Origin of the sequence: Microbacterium resistens NBRC 103078 (assembly GCF_001552355.1) — a bacterium.
Classification (GTDB): Bacteria; Actinomycetota; Actinomycetes; order Actinomycetales; family Microbacteriaceae; genus Microbacterium; species Microbacterium resistens.
In genome coordinates, this window is sequence record NZ_BCRA01000106.1 from 1 (window position 1) to 17,027 (window position 17,027).

Genomic DNA, 17,027 nt, shown 5'->3' on the forward strand with positions numbered 1-17,027 from the left:
TCGTCATTCCCCAGAACCGGAACCGTCACTGCATCACCGATGGTGTTCCCATCCGAACGATCGTCGGTGGCGACGGGCGAAGACGTCAGCCCCGCATCGACATCGTTGGCCTGAGGAGTGTCGCTGTCCAGACGGATCGCGCCCGTCCGCCCCGAGGCGTCCACATCCGAGTCACGGGTCTGGTCGTCGCCCGCGTTCTGCGGCGCCCACGAACGTCCCTCCGGATCCGTGAAGCGCAACTGGAAGTCGCCATACGGAAGATCCGTGAAGCGGTAGCTGCCGTCGTCCCCGGTCACGACCGTGATCGGGTTGCCGTCGGCGTCCGTCACCGGGTTGCCGTCGGCGTCGAGCAACTCGACCGTGACCCCAGCGATCCCGGGCTCATCGTCCCCGCGCACACCGTCGCGGTTCTCGTCCAGCCAGACCCGGTCACCGATCTCGCCCAGCTGAGCGAGACGGAAGGACACGCGCTGCTTGTCGGCGTTTCCGTTGGACGTCGCACCGTCATCGAGCAGCAGACGCTCGGTCCGGACGGAGATCGAGCCGTTGACGCCGTCGGGGTTACCACCGTTGCTGTTCGCGAAGTAGCTGGATCCCGTGCCGTACTGCGCGGCCGGGAACTGCGAGTACGGGGTTCCTGCCGCGCTCATGTTGAAGGTCACCGAGGTGAAGGTGCCCTTCAGGATGACGGAACCGCAGCCGGCCGCGTCCATGTCGGGTTGGCGGATGGCTCCGCTTCCGGTCCCCTGTGCAGGGACGCAGTTGCCGTTGGCGTTGCTGTTGAGGAGTCGCATGGTGTTCGCGGAGTCGATCTGGAGGTTGGTCGCGCCGGGCGAGACGCTCGCCAGGGTCACCCCGGGTGTCACGATCGTCCACTCGGTCGCATTGAACGATCCACGAGAGTGACTGTTGCCTGTTGCCTGGAAGAACCCGCCGATACCGGAGACGTCCATCACCATGTCGGTGACCGGGCGGTCGAAGGTGATGGTGAGCTGGCCGACGTCGCAGGCGCCGTCGAAGTTCTGGTGCTCACGCGCGCCGAGGTCTCCACCGCACCCCGCGGAGGCATTGGCCAGGAAACCCAGCGCAGGAACGTTCGCGGGGGTGGGATTGCCGTAGAACATCGCGGCTGTTCCGCCGTAGGAGCCCTGGTTCTCACCGGACACCAGCATGTTGGTGCCCGGCGTGCGATCGCCGTTCACCACGAACTCGGCGCTGATGCCGACGGGCCCCAACCGGGTGGGGAGCGACGAAACGGCCGAATTGCGCCCCTCGTTGATCCCCGCAGCCGTGTACTGCGTCTGCTGCTGTGCGCCCGTGAGCGTCCACGCATCGTTGAAGACGTAGCCGTTCTGCTCGGCCGCGGACGCCGCGGACGCGGTGACCAGGACGGACCCGGCAAGGCCCGCGGTCGCAAGGGCGGCAGCAAGGGCGGCGGCTCCGAGACGACGAAGCCTCGGTTGTGAGGACCGTGGTCTAGCGACGGACATTTTTCCCCCTCGATATGACAAACATCATGATTGCCATCGGGCAGGGCGCGTGCGTCTGGCACGCAATATGATCCGCCCGGGCGCAAGAATCCTATCTTGTCGTTACCCGAAAGCAAATCATTGGCATGCAACGGTGGTCCGGGCAAGGACGAGGTGGGGATGCCCGCCCGGCTCGCCTGCCGCCTGCGGCCGAGACGGATGAGAACGCGCGGCCGACAGGGAAGACCGTCTGCGTCAGCGCTGTGCCGTCGGCTGCGCAGTGACCAACGCGAGGGTGCTCGGATCGTCCGTCTCACGAAGGTCGACCGCGCGCGTGCGCGCCCAGGCGAGCAGACCCCTCCGGCTGCTCGCTCGCGGGCGGTCCTCCGCGAGGGCGCGCACGAGCGCCCCCTTGGCATGCTTGTTGAAGTGGTTCAGGGCGCGGCCGCTCTCGGTGACCACGCGGACGTACGCCGAGGCCACCTCGGTGGGGACGGGGCCCAGCGCCACGTACGCCTCGGACCGCAGGTCCAGGACGAAGGAGGGGGACGCCGCCCGGATCGCCTCTGTGACGGCCGGTGCCCAATGCCGCGTGAGCGGTGCGAGCCCGGGAAGGGAGACGCCGGCGCCCAGACGGTAGGACGGGATCCGGTCCAGCGCCCCCACCGGACCGAACGGCGCGCTGTGGATCCATACGTGGGCGCCCAGCCAGCGCCGGGCCGCCGAGGGCAGCGACGATGCGTCCAGGGCGTCGAAGAGCACGCCCGTGTAGCGATCCACCGCCGGCATGCACGGCGCGGTCCGCAGGCGCGCGTTGTCCTGGACCGCCTCGCGCTGCCGGGGGCTGAGCTTGAGGACCCGCGCCGCCTCGTCCTCGTCGGCGGCCAGTCGCACGAGTGCGTCCACCGCCTCCTCCCGACGACGCCGGAGGGAGGGCAGCGCCAGCGCATCGAGATCGAGGGACGCGCCGGATCCGCCCGGGCGCTTGGTCTCGGACGGCGGAAGCAGGATCTTCACGCGATGGTCTCCTTCTGCGGGTCGATCCCGGCCCCGACGGACGGAGGCCGAGCGGACGGCGAAGCGCCGGCCCCCGTTCTCGGGGACCGGCGCTTCGGACGTGGATCAGGCGATCAGCGCCGCGTTGCCGGCGACGATCGTCAGGACGTTGCCCTCCATGGAGAGGAAGCCGTCCTGCGCGTTCGCCAGCACCTTCGCGCCGTCTTCCTGGGTGATGCGCACCTGGCCCTCGGCGAGGATGGCCAGCACCGGCTCGTGCCCGGGCATGATGCCGATCTCGCCCTCGACGGTCTTGGCGACCACCAGGCTCGCCTCACCCGTCCAGACCTCCGCGTCCGCGGAGACGAGGCTGACGTGCAGGGTTGCCATGATCAGGCGTTCTCCTTCTGGATCTGCGCCCACTTCTCCTCGACGTCGCTGATCGCGCCGACGTTGAAGAAGGCCTGCTCGGCCACGTGGTCGAAGTCGCCGCGGGCGATGGCGTCGAAGGACTCGATCGTGTCCTTCAGCGGCACCGTCGATCCCTCGACGCCCGTGAACTTCTTCGCCATGTAGGTGTTCTGCGAGAGGAACTGCTGGATCCGACGCGCACGGGCGACGATGATCTTGTCCTCTTCCGAGAGCTCGTCGACACCGAGGATCGCGATGATCTCCTGCAGCTCCTTGTTCTTCTGCAGGATCTGCTTGACCGTGGTGGCGACGCGGTAGTGGTCCTCGCCCAGGTAACGCGGGTCCATGATGCGCGACGTCGAGGTCAGCGGGTCGATCGCCGGGTACAGACCCTTCGACGCGATCTCACGCGAGAGCTCGGTGGTCGCGTCGAGGTGCGCGAACGTGGTGGCCGGGGCCGGGTCGGTGTAGTCGTCCGCCGGCACGTAGATCGCCTGCAGGGAGGTGATCGAGTGACCGCGCGTCGAGGTGATGCGCTCCTGGAGCACACCCATCTCGTCGGCGAGGTTCGGCTGGTAGCCCACCGCGGAGGGCATGCGGCCGAGCAGCGTCGACACCTCGGAGCCCGCCTGCGTGAAGCGGAAGATGTTGTCGATGAACAGCAGCACGTCCTGCTTCTGCACGTCACGGAAGTACTCCGCCATCGTCAGGGCGGACAGCGCGACGCGCAGACGCGTCCCCGGCGGCTCGTCCATCTGGCCGAAGACGAGGGCGGTCTTGTCGAAGACGCCCGCCTCCTCCATCTCGCCGATCAGGTCGTTGCCCTCACGGGTGCGCTCGCCCACGCCGGCGAACACGGACACACCGCCGTGGTCCTGCGCCACGCGCTGGATCATCTCCTGGATGAGGACGGTCTTGCCGACGCCCGCACCGCCGAACAGGCCGATCTTCCCACCCTGCACGTAGGGGGTGAGGAGGTCGATCGACTTGATGCCGGTCTCGAACATGGTGGTCTTCGACTCGAGCTGGTCGAAGTTCGGCGCCTTGCGGTGGATCGGCCACCGCTCGGTGATCTCGATCTGCTCGCCCGGCTCGGCGTTGAGGACCTCGCCGATCACGTTGAAGACCTTGCCCTTGGTGACGTCGCCCACCGGGACCGAGATCGGCGCACCGGTGTCGCGCACTTCCTGTCCACGCACGACGCCGTCGGTCGGCTTGAGGGAGATGGCGCGGACGAGGTCGTCGCCCAGGTGCTGGGCGACCTCGAGCGTGATCTCGGACGACTCGTCGCCGATCGTGATCGTGGTCTTCAGAGCGTTGTAGATGTCGGGGATCGAGTCGTGCGGGAACTCGATGTCGACGACCGGTCCGGTGACGCGCGCGACGCGCCCGACGACCGCGGTCGTGGCGTTCTCAGCCGTGGCGGTGGTGGTCATTTCTTCGTCTCTCTCTTAGAGGCTTACTTGCTCGATGCGAGGGCGTCGGCTCCACCGACGATCTCCGCGATCTGCTGCGTGATCTCGGCCTGACGCGCGTTGTTGCGCAGGCGGGTGTAGTCGGTGATGAGCTTGTCGGCGTTGTCGCTGGCCGACTTCATCGCCTTCTGCGTCGCGGCCTGCTTGGCGGCCGAGGACTGCAGGAGGGCGTTGAAGACACGGCTCTGGATGTAGACCGGCAGGATCGCGTCGAGCACCGTCGCCGCGTCCGGCTCGAACTCGTACAGCGGGTAGACCGCGCTGCCCGCCTCCGACTCGTCGGCCTCCGCGATCTCCAGCGGGAGCAGACGGACCGTCTCCGGCGACTGCGTCATCATGCTGACGAAGCGGTTGTAGACGAGGTGGATCTCGTCCACGCCGCCCTCGTCCCCGCCGCGCGAGAACGCCTCGAGCAGCGTCGCCGAGATCTCCTCGGCCGTGTGGAACGACGGCGTGTCCGTGTCCCCGGTCCACTCCGCCGCCGCGGCGAGGCCGCGGAACTGGAAGTAGCCGACCGCCTTGCGCCCGATGAGGTAGAACACCGGCTCCTTGCCCTGCTCGCGCAGGAGCTCCGCCATCTCCAGGCCCTCACGGAGGATCTGCGAGTTGAACGCGCCGGCGAGGCCGCGGTCGCTCGAGAAGATCACGACCGCGGAGCGGGTGATCTTCTCGGGCTCACGCGTGAGCGGGTGGTCGACGTTGGAGTGCGTGGCGACGGCGGACACCGCCCGTGTCACGGCCCGCGCGAAGGGCGAGGACGCCTTGACGCGCGCCATCGCCTTCTGAATGCGCGAAGCCGCGATGAGCTCCATCGCCTTCGTGATCTTCTTGGTCGTCTGAGCAGAAGAGATCTTCTGCTTGTAGACCCGGAGTTGTGCGCCCATATCTCAGACTCCCCCGCGACTACGCGCGACGGCCCTTGACGATCTTCTCCTGGTTCACGTCGTCGACGTCCTGCGCCGCGTGCTCCTCGTGGCCGGGAGCCCCGATGCCGTGGCCCTTGCCGCCCTGGAACTCGAGGATGAAGGCGTCGGTGGCCTTCTCCAGCTCGGCGACGGTGTCGTCGTCGAGGACGTTCGTCTCGCGCAGGGTGTCGAGCACCTTCGTGTTGCGACGGAGGTGGTCCAGGAGCTCGCGCTCGAAGCGCAGGACGTCCTCGACCTCGATCGTGTCCAGTTTTCCGTTGGTGCCGGCCCAGATCGAGACGACCTGGTCCTCGACCGGGTACGGCGAGTACTGCGGCTGCTTGAGCAGCTCGGTCAGACGCGCGCCGCGGGCGAGCTGACGACGCGAGGCCGCGTCGAGGTCCGACGCGAACATCGCGAACGCCTCGAGCGAGCGGTACTGCGCCAGCTCCAGCTTCAGCGTCCCGGAGACCTTCTTGATCGACTTGACCTGCGCGTCACCGCCGACGCGGGACACCGAGATGCCGACGTCGACCGCGGGGCGCTGGTTCGCGTTGAACAGGTCCGACTGGAGGAAGATCTGGCCGTCGGTGATGGAGATCACGTTGGTCGGGATGTAGGCCGAGACGTCGTTGGCCTTGGTCTCGATGATCGGCAGACCCGTCATCGACCCGGCGCCGAGCTCGTCCGACAGCTTCGCGCAACGCTCCAGGAGACGCGAGTGCAGGTAGAAGACATCGCCCGGGTAGGCCTCACGCCCCGGCGGGCGGCGCAGCAGCAGGGACACGGCGCGGTAGGCCTCGGCCTGCTTCGACAGGTCGTCGAAGATGATCAGGACGTGCTTGCCGCCGTACATCCAGTGCTGACCGATGGCCGAGCCGGTGTAGGGGGCGAGGTACTTGAAGCCCGCGGGGTCCGAGGCGGGAGCGGCCACGATCGTGGTGTACTCCATCGCGCCGGCGTCCTCGAGCGCGCCCTTCACCGAAGCGATGGTCGAGCCCTTCTGACCGATCGCGACGTAGATGCAGCGCACCTGCTTGGTGACGTCGCCGGACTCCCAGTTGGCCTTCTGGTTGATGATCGTGTCGATCGCGAGAGCCGTCTTGCCGGTCTGGCGGTCGCCGATGATGAGCTGGCGCTGACCGCGGCCGACGGGGATCATCGCGTCGATGGCCTTGACGCCCGTCTGCAGCGGCTCGTGCACGCTCTTGCGCTGCATGACGCCGGGCGCCTGCAGCTCGAGCTCGCGGACGCCCTCGGTCGCGATCTCGCCGAGACCGTCGATGGGGGCGCCGAGCGGGTCCACCACACGACCGAGGTAGCCGTCGCCGACCGGGACCGAGAGGACCTCGCCGGTGCGGGTGACCTCCTGGCCGGCCTCGATGCCGGTGAAGTCGCCGAGGACGACCACACCGATCTCGTGCTCGTCCAGGTTCAGCGCGAGGCCCTTGGTGCCGTCCGCGAACGTGACGAGCTCGTTCGCCATGACGCCGGGCAGGCCCTCGACGTGCGCGATCCCGTCGGCGGCGTCGATGACGGTGCCGACCTCGGTCGCCGCAGCTCCCGTGGGCTCGTACGCGGCGACGAAGTCCTTCAGCGCGTCACGGATGACGTCGGGGCTGATCGAAAGTTCTGCCATTGTCTTCCCTTTGTATCTGGGTGCGCGGTTCCCCGCGCGAAGTCCGTTTGTCAGCCTGCGAGCCGGTGCCGCAGGTCGGCGAGACGGGCGGAGATGCTGCCGTCGATGACGTCGTCCGCGACCTGCACGCGCAGGCCTCCGACGACGGAGGGGTCGAGGACCACGTTGAGTGCGACCCGACGGCCGTAGCGGCGGCTCAGCACGTCGGCGAGACGGGCGCTCTGCGCATCCGAGAGCGGCGCCGCGGTGTGCACCGTCGCCACGATCCGGTCGCGCTGTGCGGAGACGATCCGCATCGCACGGCTGAGCAGCTGACGCACCCGGCGCTCGCGCGGCTGGCGCACGAGCGAGGCGACGATCAGACCGGTGGCGGCGCTGACGTCGTTGCCGAGGAGCTTGTGCACGAGAGCGCCCTTCGCCGCGCCGTCGCCGAGACGGCTGCCGAGCGCGAGCTCGAGCTCGGGGTTGGCCGCGACCAGACGCGAGACGGAGAACAGCTCCCCCTCCACGTCGCTGTCGGGCGCGGCGATCGCCGCCGCACGCACGGCCAGCTCCTCGATGCCGTCGACGAGGTCAGCGGCGCTGGACCAGCGCTCGCCGACCGCGACGCGGAGCACGTCCTGCACGGGTGCCGACGCACCGCCGAAGACGCGGGCCACGAGGGCCGCGCGCGCCTCGCCGGACGCGGAGGGATCGGCGAGCGCGCCGCTCAGCGGGGACGACTCCCCGATCAGCCGCGCGGCGGAGAACAGCTCGCCGGCGCTGTCGAGGGTGATCCCGGTCGCCGCGGTCAGCGCCTGGCTCGACGCCGCGAGGGCCTGAGTGGTCGCGCTGCCCATTACTTCGCCGCCTCGGACGCCTCGAGGTCCGCGAGGAAGCGGTCCACGACGGCGGTCGCACGGGCGTCGTCGGAGAGGGTCTCCCCGACCACGCCGCCGGCGAGGTCGAGGGCGAGCGTGCCGACCTCGCCGCGCAGCGACACGAGCGCCGCCTGGCGCTCGGCCTCGATCTGCGCGGACGCCGCGGCGGTGACGCGCGCGGCCTCGGTGGTCGCGGCCTCCTTGGCCTCGGCGACGATCTTCTTGCCGTCCTCGCGGGCGGCCTCCCGGATCTCCCCGGCCTCGACGCGGGCCTCGGCGAGCTGGCGGGTGTACTCCTCCAGCGCGGCCTCGGCCTGCTTCTGCGCCTCATCGGCCTTGGCGATGTTGCCCTCGATGGCGGCGGAGCGCTCGTCGAGCATCTTCGTCAGACGGGGAAGGGCGACCTTCCAGACGACGATGAGGATGATGAGGAACCACAGCCCCGACCAGATGATGTCGTACCACGCGGGGATGAGGGGGTTCGGTGCCTCCCCGCCCTCGGCCGCGAGGTTCGTGACAAGAGCGTTCAGCATCCTGTCTCCTTCAAAGGTCGGTGGGGATTACGGGAAGGGGATGAAGGCGACGGCGATGCCGACGAACGCCAGCGCCTCGGTGAAGGCGATACCGATCCACATGAGGACCTGGAGGCGGCCGGCCAGCTCGGGCTGACGGGCGACGCCCTCGATCGTCTTGCCCACGACGATGCCCACGCCGATGGCGGGACCGATCGCGGCGAGGCCGTAGCCGACGGCTCCGAGGTGACCGTTGATCTCAGCGAGAACCGTAGTAGCGTCCACGGGGTTTTTCCTTTCGTTGGGTGGGAAGGCTTGTCGCCGACCCGCTCAGTGCTCTTCTGCGACCGCGAGCTGGATGTAGACCGCGGTGAGGACGGTGAAGACGTAGGCCTGCAGGACGACGACCAGCATCTCGAAGACGGTGAACGCGCCGCCGAAGGCGAGGGTTCCGACACCGAGCGCGGCCCAGCCGCCGCCTGCGGTGAAGAAGAAGAACTGGGTCGCCGCGAAGCAGAGGACCAGGATCATGTGACCGACGACGAGGTTCATCATCAGTCGGAGGGTCAGCGTGACCGGGCGAAGGACGAACGTCGAGATGAGCTCGATCACGGCCACGATCGGAAGCGCGAAGCCGGGGACCCCCTGCGGCAGCAGCGAGTTCTTGAAGAAGCGCCATCCGTGGCGGCGGATCCCCGCGTAGATGAAGGTGACGTAGCTGATGATCGCGAGCGTCAGCGGGACGGCGACGATGGCCGTTCCCGGCATGTTCAGGAACGGGATGATCCCGGTCACGTTCATGAACAGCACCATGAAGAAGATGCTCACGAGGATCGGGAGGAACCGGTCGCCGTCCTTGCGTCCGAGCAGGTCGTGCGCGATGCCGTTGCGGACGACGCCCAGGCCCATCTCGACCAGGCTCTGGAACCGGCCGGGGACGACGCGCATGTTGCGCGTGCCCAGCCAGAGGATCAGGACGACCGCGATGACCGAGAGGAACTGGATGAGGTGGATCCGGTGGATCGGGATGACGCCGAAGACGTTGAAGAGGATCTCGGGGAAGAACTCTTCCATCGAGGGGCCGTGGAACTCGCCGCCGTCAGAGGCCAGTCGTGGGATCAGGGTCGCAGCGAGATTCAACAGCGCGGGCTCCAGCTTCGGGGCACCGGTCAGTACCGGGGCGACGATGGTCGGGGTGGATCACGGCGCAGCGCTCGCGGTCCGCGAGCGGGCACGTGTCAAGACTATCAGAACCGGGAGTTTCCTGAATCCGCGGCCCCGTCCGCCGAACCGGGCGCGCGGTCCTCGGGGACCTCGGTGGGCAGCTGCGCATCGCTGACGTTCGGCAGACGCATCCGCAGCAGCACGATCACGTCGACGACGAGCGACATCAGCACCCCGGCGACGATCGACAGGAAGAACACCATCGGCGAGATCCAGGGCTGCCCGCGCAGGACGAGCATGACGACGACGAACAGGCCGAGCTTGAGCAGCCACCCGCCGAGCACGATCGCGAAGAAGAGCTGGACGTAGAGCGCGTCGCCGTACCAGCGGTTGGCGATCAGGATGCTCAGCGCCGTGATCGCGAGGAACACCACGGCGAGCAGCACGCCGACGAGGCCGCTCCAGACCCCGGAGGCGCCGGCCACGAGCCCGCCGACGGCGGCGGCCACGGCGGCGAGGACGACGGCCGCGACGGCGGACCAGATCAGGGTGCGCCGCAGGATGGGCGTGCTGGACACGGGGCTCGGGCTCATCGGGGTTCCTCGGGTTCGGGGTCGGCGGCACGGGGCTCGGAGGCGGCGAGGGCGCGACGGCGGCTGGGGAGCAGCGTCACGGTGAGGCAGGCGGCGACGCCGAGGACGCCGAACAGCACGCCGAGAAGGTAGTCGCCGTACCAGCCCTCCCGCGTGCCGATGTACATCAGCAGCACCGACAGCGAGATGATCGCCGTCCACGCGTAGAAGATGAGGACGGCGTCGCGGTCGCGGTGGCCGAGATCGAGCATGCGGTGGTGCAGGTGCTTGCGATCCGGGGAGAACGGGGACTTGCCCGCACGCATGCGCCGCAGCACGGCCAGCCCGAAGTCCAGCAGTGGCAGCAGCACCACGACCACCGGCAGCAGGATCGGGATGAACGCGCCGAGCAGCTGGGAGCGCCCGATCTGGTCCGGGGCGAGCATGGACGGGTTCAGCGAGCTCGTCAGCGAGATCGCCGAGGTCGCCATGAGCAGGCCCATGACGAGGGCGCCGGAGTCGCCCATGAACAGCTTCGCGGGGCTCCAGTTGGTCGGCAGGAACCCCAGGCAGGCGCCGATGAGGACCGCGGCGAGGAACGAGGCGAGGTTGAAGTAGCTGGACTGGCCCGTGTCCCTGGCCAGGATGTAGGAGTACGCGAAGAAGACGCCGTTCGCGATGAGGCACACCCCCGCGACCAGCCCGTCCAGCCCGTCGATGAAGTTGATCGCGTTCATCACGATCACGATCGCGAACATCGTGATCGCGATGCTCACCCAGCTCGAGCCGACGATCGGCTCGCCGATCGGGAGGAAGAGGATCTGGAGACCGCCGACCACGGTGATGAGCCCCGCAGCGACGAACTGCGCGCCGAGCTTGATCATCCAGTCGAGGTCGAACAGATCGTCGATCACGCCCACGACGGCGATCAGCAGCGCCGCGCCCAGCACCGCCCACATCGTCTGCGGCTGCGCCCAGATCGTCGCGAAGAAGGGGTTCGCGGAGGAGGCCCCGAACGCCGCGGCGATCCCCAGGAAGATCGCGACGCCTCCCAGACGCGGCGTCGGCGTCGTGTGCACGTCGCGCTCGCGGATCCCCGGGTACAGCTTGAAGCGCAGGCTGAGCTGCCACACCGCCCACGACAGCGCCAGCGTGATCGCGGCCGTGAGGATGATCGTGAAGAGGTACTGCTTCACGCGGGCTCTTCGAGGAGGTCGCCCAGCACGCGCGCCAGCTCGTCACGCGAGACCGCGCCGTTGCGCAGCACCCGCACGCGGGCGTCGTCGCCCCCGGGGCGCACGAGCGACGTGGCGTCGACGATGGTCGAGGGCACGCCGGTCGCACTGGGTCCGTGGTCGAGGTACACCGAGACGCTGTCGCCCAGCATCCGCTCGGCCGCGGCGGCCTCGACGGCCGCGTCCTTCCCGGTGAGGTTCGCGCTGGACACCGCGAGCGGCCCCGTCTCCTCCAGCAGCTCGAGGGTCACCCGGTAGTCGGGCATGCGCACCGCGACGGTGCCGTGGGTGTCGCCGAGATCCCACGCGAGGGACGGCTGGGACGGGAGCACGATCGTCAGCCCCCCGGGCCAGAACTCGTCCACGAGGCGCTGCACGGGTTCCGGGATGGTCTCGACGAGCGCCGCGAGCGCCGCCGTCGACCCGACCAGGACGGGCGGCGGCTGGTCCCTGCCCCTCCCCTTCGCGTCGAGCAGCCGCTGGACGGCGGCGGGGTTGAAGGCGTCGGCGCCGACGCCGTAGACGGTGTCGGTGGGGAGCACGATCAGCTCACCGCGGCCGATGGCCTGGCGCGCACGGCGCATGCCGGTGAGGAGCTGATCCGCGTCGCGGCAGTCGAAGACGGGGGACATGACCCCGTCATTCTACGGGGCGACGCCCCGGAATCCGCTCAGGGGCGGATGGCGGTCGTCGCGCGATCCCGCTGCGTGAGGTCGCGGTGGGTCGCCGCCGCCCGCCAGCCGTCATCCTCCAGCAGCGCGCGGATCTGCGCGCCCTGCAGCTCGCCGTGCTCGAGGACGAGCAGTCCCCCGGGATGCAGGAGGGTGAGCGCGCGCCGGCTGATGACGCGGACCACGTCCAGGCCGTCCTCTCCCCCGTACAGCGCCAGGGCCGGGTCGTGCAGCCGCACCTCGGGGTCGCGGGGAACGGCGGCGTCCGGGACGTACGGCGGGTTGGAGATGACCACGTCGGCCCGACCCGCCAGCTCCTCGAACGCATCGGCGAGATCGGCCTGCACGAGCGTCAGGTTCTCCTGCCGCTCGGTGTTGCGTCGCGCCCACGCGTGCGCCTCCGGCGACACCTCCGCGGCGAAGACCCGGGCGTGCGGCACCTCCGTGGCCATCGCCAGGGCGATCGCGCCGCTCCCGGTGCCGAGGTCGATGCCGATCGGTGCGGGCACGGGTGCCGCCCGCAGCGCATCGATCGCGAACTGCGCGACGGTCTCGGTCTCGGGCCGAGGGACGAACACGCCGGGTCCCACCGCGAGCTCGAGGTGCCGGAACGGCGCACGGCCGGTCAGATGCTGCAACGGCTCGCGACGGGAGCGGCGCTCCGCCAGGGCGCCGATCTCCGCGGCGGCAGGGCCCTCGATCTCGTCGCCGCGCAGGGCGGCGGCCTGCACGGCGCCCCGCCTCCAGCCCGGTGCGCCGTGCCCGCCGCCGAGGACGTGGGCGGCGATCAGCTCGGCGTCCACGACGGGATCGGGCACGCCCGCCTCCGCGAGCTTGCGGGCGGTTTCGCGCAGGATGCGGTCGAGGGAGTGCGGCACGAGCACCCAGCGTATCCGCCCTGCGCCGGAAGCCCTCCGCCATGGGGCGTCACACGTCTCCCGTCGGTGAGGCCGCTCGCCTAGGCTGACACCGCGCCCGCCTCCGCGGGCGCCCGTCGACGAAAGGGCAGCCATGGCCGGCATCCACTCCGACATCACCACCGCGTTCGGGAACACTCCCCTGGTGCGGCTGAACCGCGTGACCGAGGGCCTCGACGCGACGGTCCTCATCAAGCTCGAGTTCTACAACCCGGCATCCAGCGTGAAGGACCGCATCGGCATCGCCATGATCAACGCCGCCGAGAAGTCCGGGGCGCTGGCACCGGGCGGGACGATCGTGGAGTCCACCAGCGGCAACACCGGCATCGCCCTGGCGATGGTCGGGGCCGCACGCGGCTATCGCGTGATCCTGACCATGCCGGCGTCGATGTCGAAGGAGCGCCGGGTCCTCCTCAAGGCCTTCGGCGCCGAGGTCGTCCTCACCGACCCGACCAAGGGCATGGCCGGAGCCATCGAGGTCACCAAGCAGATCGTCGCGGACACCCCCGGCGCCGTCTGGGTGCGCCAGTTCGAGAACGCCGCCAACCCGCAGATCCACCGCGAGACCACCGCACAGGAGATCCTGCGCGACACCGACGGCGCCGTGGACGTCTTCGTCGCCGGGGTCGGCACCGGCGGGACCGTCACCGGGACCGGCCAGGCGCTGAAGGCGGCGAAGCCCGATGTGAAGGTCATCGCGGTCGAACCGAAGGACTCCCCCGTCCTCACGGAGGGACGCCCCGGGCCGCACAAGATCCAGGGCATCGGTCCCAACTTCGTCCCGGACGTGCTCGACCGCGAGGTGCTGGACGAGGTCATCACCGCGGACTTCGACGAGTCGCTGCGCGTGGCGCGCGAGCTCGCCGCCAAGGAGGGCCTGCTGGTCGGCATGTCGACCGGCGCCGCCGTCTCCGCCGCCCTCCAGGTCGCCGCGCGCCCGGAGAGCGCCGGCAAGACCATCGTCGTCGTCGCCCCCGACACGGGCGAGCGCTACCTGTCCACCGCTCTGTTCGAAGACCTCCGCGACGAGCCGAAGGACTGAGCCGGGTGGGGGCTCTGGCGCGGATCCGCGAGGACATCGCGGCCGCTCGTCTGCGCGACCCGGCCGCCCGGGGGCCGGTCGAGGTCGCCGTGCTCTATCCGGGGCTGCACGCCGTCTGGGCGCACCGGGTCAACCACGCGCTCTGGCGACGGGGGCTGCGCTTCCCCGCACGCCTCGGCTCGCAGGTGGCGCGATGGCTGACGGGTGTGGAGATCCACCCCGGTGCCCGGATCGGACGGCGATTCTTCATCGACCACGGCATGGGCGTCGTGATCGGCGAGACCGCGGAGATCGGCGACGACGTCCTGATCTATCACGGCGTCACGCTCGGCGGGCGCACCCGCAGCGCCGGCAAGCGGCACCCCACACTCGGCGACGGGGTCGTCGTCGGGGCGGGGGCGAAGATCCTCGGGCCGATCACGATCGGGGCGCGAACGGTGGTCGGCGCCGGGGCCGTGGTCACGAAGGACGCACCGGCCGATGCGCTCCTCGTCGGGGTTCCGGCCGCGCCTCGCGCACGGCGGCCCGATGGCGAGGCCGCGGCGCTGCTGCGCGCGCCCGAGTACACGATCTGACCGGGCGTCCGGGCGGACGACGCGTCAGTCGTCGCCGCCCAGCGCGGACAGTCGCGCCTCCTCGTCGGCGTGGATGGCGGACTCGATGATCGGGTCCAGCGCGCCGTCCATCACCTGGTCGAGGTTGTACGCCTTGAAGCCGGTGCGGTGATCCGCGATGCGGTTCTCCGGGAAGTTGTACGTCCGGATCCGCTCCGACCGGTCCATCCCCCGGATCTGCGAGCGGCGCGCATCGGATGCCGCGGCCTCCCGCTCCTCCTGCTGACGCGCGAGCAGCCGCGCCCGCAGCACGCGCATCCCGGCCTCGCGGTTCTGCAGCTGTGACTTCTCGTTCTGCATCGACACGACGATGCCCGTGGGCACGTGCGTGATCCGCACCGCGGAGTCGGTGGTGTTCACCGACTGCCCTCCGGGCCCGGACGAGCGGAACACGTCGATCTTGAGATCGTTCTGGTTGATCTCGATCTCGTCCGGCTCGTCCACCTCGGGGAAGACGAGGACGCCGGTCGTCGAGGTGTGGATCCGCCCCTGCGACTCGGTGGCGGGAACACGCTGGACGCGGTGCACGCCGCCCTCGTACTTCAGGTGCGCCCACACCCCCTGCGCGGGGTCGGACGAGGATCCCTTGATGGCCACCTGGACGTCCTTGTAGCCGCCGAGGTCGGACTCCGTCCGCTCCAGCAGCTCCGTCTTCCAGCCCTTCGCGGCGGCGTACTGCACGTACATGCGCAGCAGGTCGGCGGCGAACAGCGCCGACTCGGCACCGCCCTCGCCGGCCTTGATCTCCATGATCACGTCACGGGCGTCGTCCGGGTCCCGCGGGATGAGCAGCCGTCGCAGGCGCTCCTGCGCCTGAGACAGGCCCTCCTCCAGGGCGGGGACCTCCGCGGCGAAGGCGTCGTCCTCCCTGGCCAGCTCCCGGGCCGCGGCGAGGTCCTCCCCCGCGGCGACCCAGTCGTCGTGCGCCTTGACGATCCGGCTCAGCTCCGCATAGCGGCGGTTGACGCGCTTGGCGCGGGCCGCATCGGCGTGCACGTCCGGGTCGGAGAGCTCCCTCTCCACCCGGGCGTGCTCGTCGCGCAGCGCCGAGACCTGTTCGAACATGACGGCTCCGGCCGGGTCCGGGTCAGCGGATGTTGTTCTCGTGACCGTGGCTGTGGCCGGCCGCGGGCGGCGCCGGGATCGACTTCTGCATCTGCACGAGGAACTCCACGTTGGAGCCGGTCTCCTTCAGCTTGCCGAGCACGACCTCCAGCGCCTGCTGCGGGTCGAGACCCGCCAGGGCGCGGCGCAGCTTCCAGGTGATCTTCACCTCGTCGGGGCTCAGCAGCATCTCCTCGCGGCGGGTGCTGGACGCGTTGACGTCCACCGCCGGGAAGATGCGCTTGTCGGCCAGCGCGCGCGACAGCCGCAGCTCGCTGTTGCCGGTGCCCTTGAACTCCTCGAAGATGACCTCGTCCATCTTGGACCCGGTCTCGACGAGCGCCGTGGCGAGGATGGTCAGCGAGCCGCCGTTCTCGATGTTGCGCGCCGCGCCGAAGAAGCGCTTGGGCGGGTACAGGGCGGCCGCGTCCACGCCGCCGGTGAGCACGCGCCCGGACGCGGGGGTGGAGATGTTGTAGGCACGGCCGAGGCGCGTGATCGAGTCGAGCAGGACCACGACGTCACGGCCCAGCTCCACGAGGCGCTTGGCGCGCTCGATGGCGAGCTCGGCGACGGTGGTGTGATCCTCCGCCGGGCGGTCGAAGGTCGAGGCGATGACCTCGCCCTTCACCGTCCGCTGCATGTCGGTGACCTCTTCGGGCCGCTCGTCGACGAGGACGACCATGAGGTGCACCTCGGGGTTGTTCTGCGCGATCGCGTTCGCGATCTGCTGCAGCACGATGGTCTTGCCCGCCTTCGGCGGAGCGACGATGAGACCGCGCTGCCCCTTGCCGATCGGAGCGACCAGGTCGATGATCCGCTGGGTCAGCTTCTCCGGCGCCGTCTCCAGACGCAGGCGCTCCTGCGGGTAGAGCGGGGTCAGCTTGCCGAACTCCACGCGGGTGGCGGCGTCGTCCACCGACAGCCCGTTGATCGAGTCGACCTTGACCAGCGCGTTGTACTTCTGCCGGCCCTGCTGCTCGCCCTCGCGCGGCTGCTTGATGGCGCCGACGACGGCGTCGCCCTTGCGCAGGTTGTACTTCTTGACCTGGCCGAGCGAGACGTAGACGTCGCTCGGGCCGGACAGGTAGCCGGTGGTGCGCACGAACGCGTAGTTGTCGAGGACGTCGAGGATCCCCGCGATCGGGATCAGGACGTCGTCCTCTCCGATCTCGGTCTCGAACTCGTCGTTCGTGCCGCCGCCGCGTCGCTTGTTGCGCTGGCGGGTCCGGGACGAGGCGGACTCTTCGGACGACTCGTCGGCGTTGCCGTTCTGGCCGCCGTTGCCGTTGCGGTTGCGGTTGCGGTTGCGCGAACGCCCCCGCGACCGGCCGCCCTGGTCCTCCGCGTCGCCGTCCTCCTGCTTCGGAGCCTCGACCGGCGCCTCCGCCTCGGCCGGGCGCTCCGCCGACTCCTCCGTGGCCGCCGCCGCGCCGCGGCC

The 17,027-nt window shown here is 69.8% G+C and carries 18 protein-coding genes; 2 read left to right on the top strand and 16 right to left on the bottom strand.

Going from position 1 to position 17,027, the window contains the following annotated elements:
* The 14 genes from MR1_RS15450 to prmC form a co-directional block, all read right to left on the bottom strand.
* On the bottom strand, nt 1-1,490 hold a 1,490-nt coding region (locus tag MR1_RS15450), incomplete at its 3' end, for an SdrD B-like domain-containing protein (RefSeq protein ID WP_303621329.1).
* 234 nt (nt 1,491-1,724) lie between these two features.
* A complete protein-coding gene (locus tag MR1_RS15455; RefSeq protein WP_067248887.1) occupies nt 1,725-2,486 on the bottom strand; it encodes a YaaA family protein in 762 nt (253 codons plus the stop codon).
* A 105-nt stretch (nt 2,487-2,591) separates the two neighbouring features.
* A complete protein-coding gene (locus MR1_RS15460; protein WP_067248891.1) occupies nt 2,592-2,855 on the bottom strand; it encodes a F0F1 ATP synthase subunit epsilon in 264 nt (87 codons plus the stop codon).
* Nucleotides 2,856-2,857: 2 nt separating this feature from the next.
* Nucleotides 2,858-4,312 carry a F0F1 ATP synthase subunit beta gene (atpD, locus tag MR1_RS15465; RefSeq protein WP_067248894.1) on the bottom strand — a complete coding sequence of 485 codons (1,455 nt, stop codon included), beginning with the start codon at nt 4,310-4,312 and terminating at the stop codon, nt 2,858-2,860.
* 23 nt (nt 4,313-4,335) lie between these two features.
* Nucleotides 4,336-5,235: a F0F1 ATP synthase subunit gamma gene (locus MR1_RS15470; protein ID WP_067248897.1), complete on the bottom strand. Its 900-nt coding sequence runs from the start codon at nt 5,233-5,235 to the stop codon at nt 4,336-4,338.
* 19 nt (nt 5,236-5,254) lie between these two features.
* Nucleotides 5,255-6,895: a F0F1 ATP synthase subunit alpha gene (gene atpA / locus MR1_RS15475; RefSeq protein ID WP_067248899.1), complete on the bottom strand. Its 1,641-nt coding sequence runs from the start codon at nt 6,893-6,895 to the stop codon at nt 5,255-5,257.
* 50 nt (nt 6,896-6,945) lie between these two features.
* Nucleotides 6,946-7,734, bottom strand: coding sequence for a F0F1 ATP synthase subunit delta (locus tag MR1_RS15480; RefSeq protein ID WP_067248902.1), 789 nt, complete (start codon nt 7,732-7,734; stop codon nt 6,946-6,948).
* Nucleotides 7,734-8,288 (bottom strand): F0F1 ATP synthase subunit B, encoded by a 555-nt coding sequence (locus MR1_RS15485; protein ID WP_067248905.1) that lies wholly within the window; start codon nt 8,286-8,288, stop codon nt 7,734-7,736. Before MR1_RS15485 ends, MR1_RS15480 begins: the two co-directional genes overlap by 1 nt.
* Before the next feature lie 27 nt (nt 8,289-8,315).
* Nucleotides 8,316-8,552, bottom strand: coding sequence for an ATP synthase F0 subunit C (atpE, locus tag MR1_RS15490; protein WP_017830994.1), 237 nt, complete (start codon nt 8,550-8,552; stop codon nt 8,316-8,318).
* A gap of 45 nt (nt 8,553-8,597) precedes the next feature.
* A complete protein-coding gene (atpB, locus tag MR1_RS15495) occupies nt 8,598-9,341 on the bottom strand; it encodes a F0F1 ATP synthase subunit A (protein ID WP_157518287.1) in 744 nt (247 codons plus the stop codon).
* A 173-nt stretch (nt 9,342-9,514) separates the two neighbouring features.
* Nucleotides 9,515-10,024: a hypothetical protein gene (locus MR1_RS15500; protein ID WP_067248911.1), complete on the bottom strand. Its 510-nt coding sequence runs from the start codon at nt 10,022-10,024 to the stop codon at nt 9,515-9,517.
* The gene (locus tag MR1_RS15505) at nt 10,021-11,199 is read right to left on the bottom strand and encodes an MraY family glycosyltransferase (protein WP_067248914.1); all 1,179 of its coding nucleotides are present in this window, start codon (nt 11,197-11,199) and stop codon (nt 10,021-10,023) included. The genes MR1_RS15500 and MR1_RS15505 overlap by 4 nt, the downstream gene beginning before the upstream one ends.
* Nucleotides 11,196-11,870, bottom strand: coding sequence for an L-threonylcarbamoyladenylate synthase (locus MR1_RS15510; RefSeq protein ID WP_067248918.1), 675 nt, complete (start codon nt 11,868-11,870; stop codon nt 11,196-11,198). Before MR1_RS15510 ends, MR1_RS15505 begins: the two co-directional genes overlap by 4 nt.
* 38 nt (nt 11,871-11,908) lie before the next feature.
* Complete coding sequence (prmC, locus tag MR1_RS15515) at nt 11,909-12,787, bottom strand: peptide chain release factor N(5)-glutamine methyltransferase (protein ID WP_409366269.1); 879 nt, start codon at nt 12,785-12,787, stop codon at nt 11,909-11,911.
* A 133-nt stretch (nt 12,788-12,920) separates the two neighbouring features.
* Here prmC and cysK point away from each other — a divergent pair, with 133 nt between their 5' ends.
* Nucleotides 12,921-13,868: a cysteine synthase A gene (cysK, locus tag MR1_RS15520; protein WP_067248920.1), complete on the top strand. Its 948-nt coding sequence runs from the start codon at nt 12,921-12,923 to the stop codon at nt 13,866-13,868.
* Nucleotides 13,869-13,873: 5 nt separating this feature from the next.
* Entirely contained in the window at nt 13,874-14,443 is a 570-nt protein-coding gene (gene epsC / locus MR1_RS15525; RefSeq protein ID WP_067248922.1) for a serine O-acetyltransferase EpsC, read from the top strand.
* A gap of 24 nt (nt 14,444-14,467) precedes the next feature.
* Here epsC and prfA read toward each other — a convergent pair whose 3' ends face one another.
* Both prfA and rho read right to left on the bottom strand, forming a co-directional pair.
* On the bottom strand, nt 14,468-15,547 hold the full coding sequence (gene prfA / locus MR1_RS15530; RefSeq protein ID WP_067248924.1) for a peptide chain release factor 1: 1,080 nt from the start codon (nt 15,545-15,547) through the stop codon (nt 14,468-14,470).
* A gap of 22 nt (nt 15,548-15,569) precedes the next feature.
* A partial coding sequence (gene rho, locus MR1_RS15535) for a transcription termination factor Rho (protein WP_067248926.1) occupies nt 15,570-17,027 on the bottom strand: 1,458 nt, incomplete at its 5' end.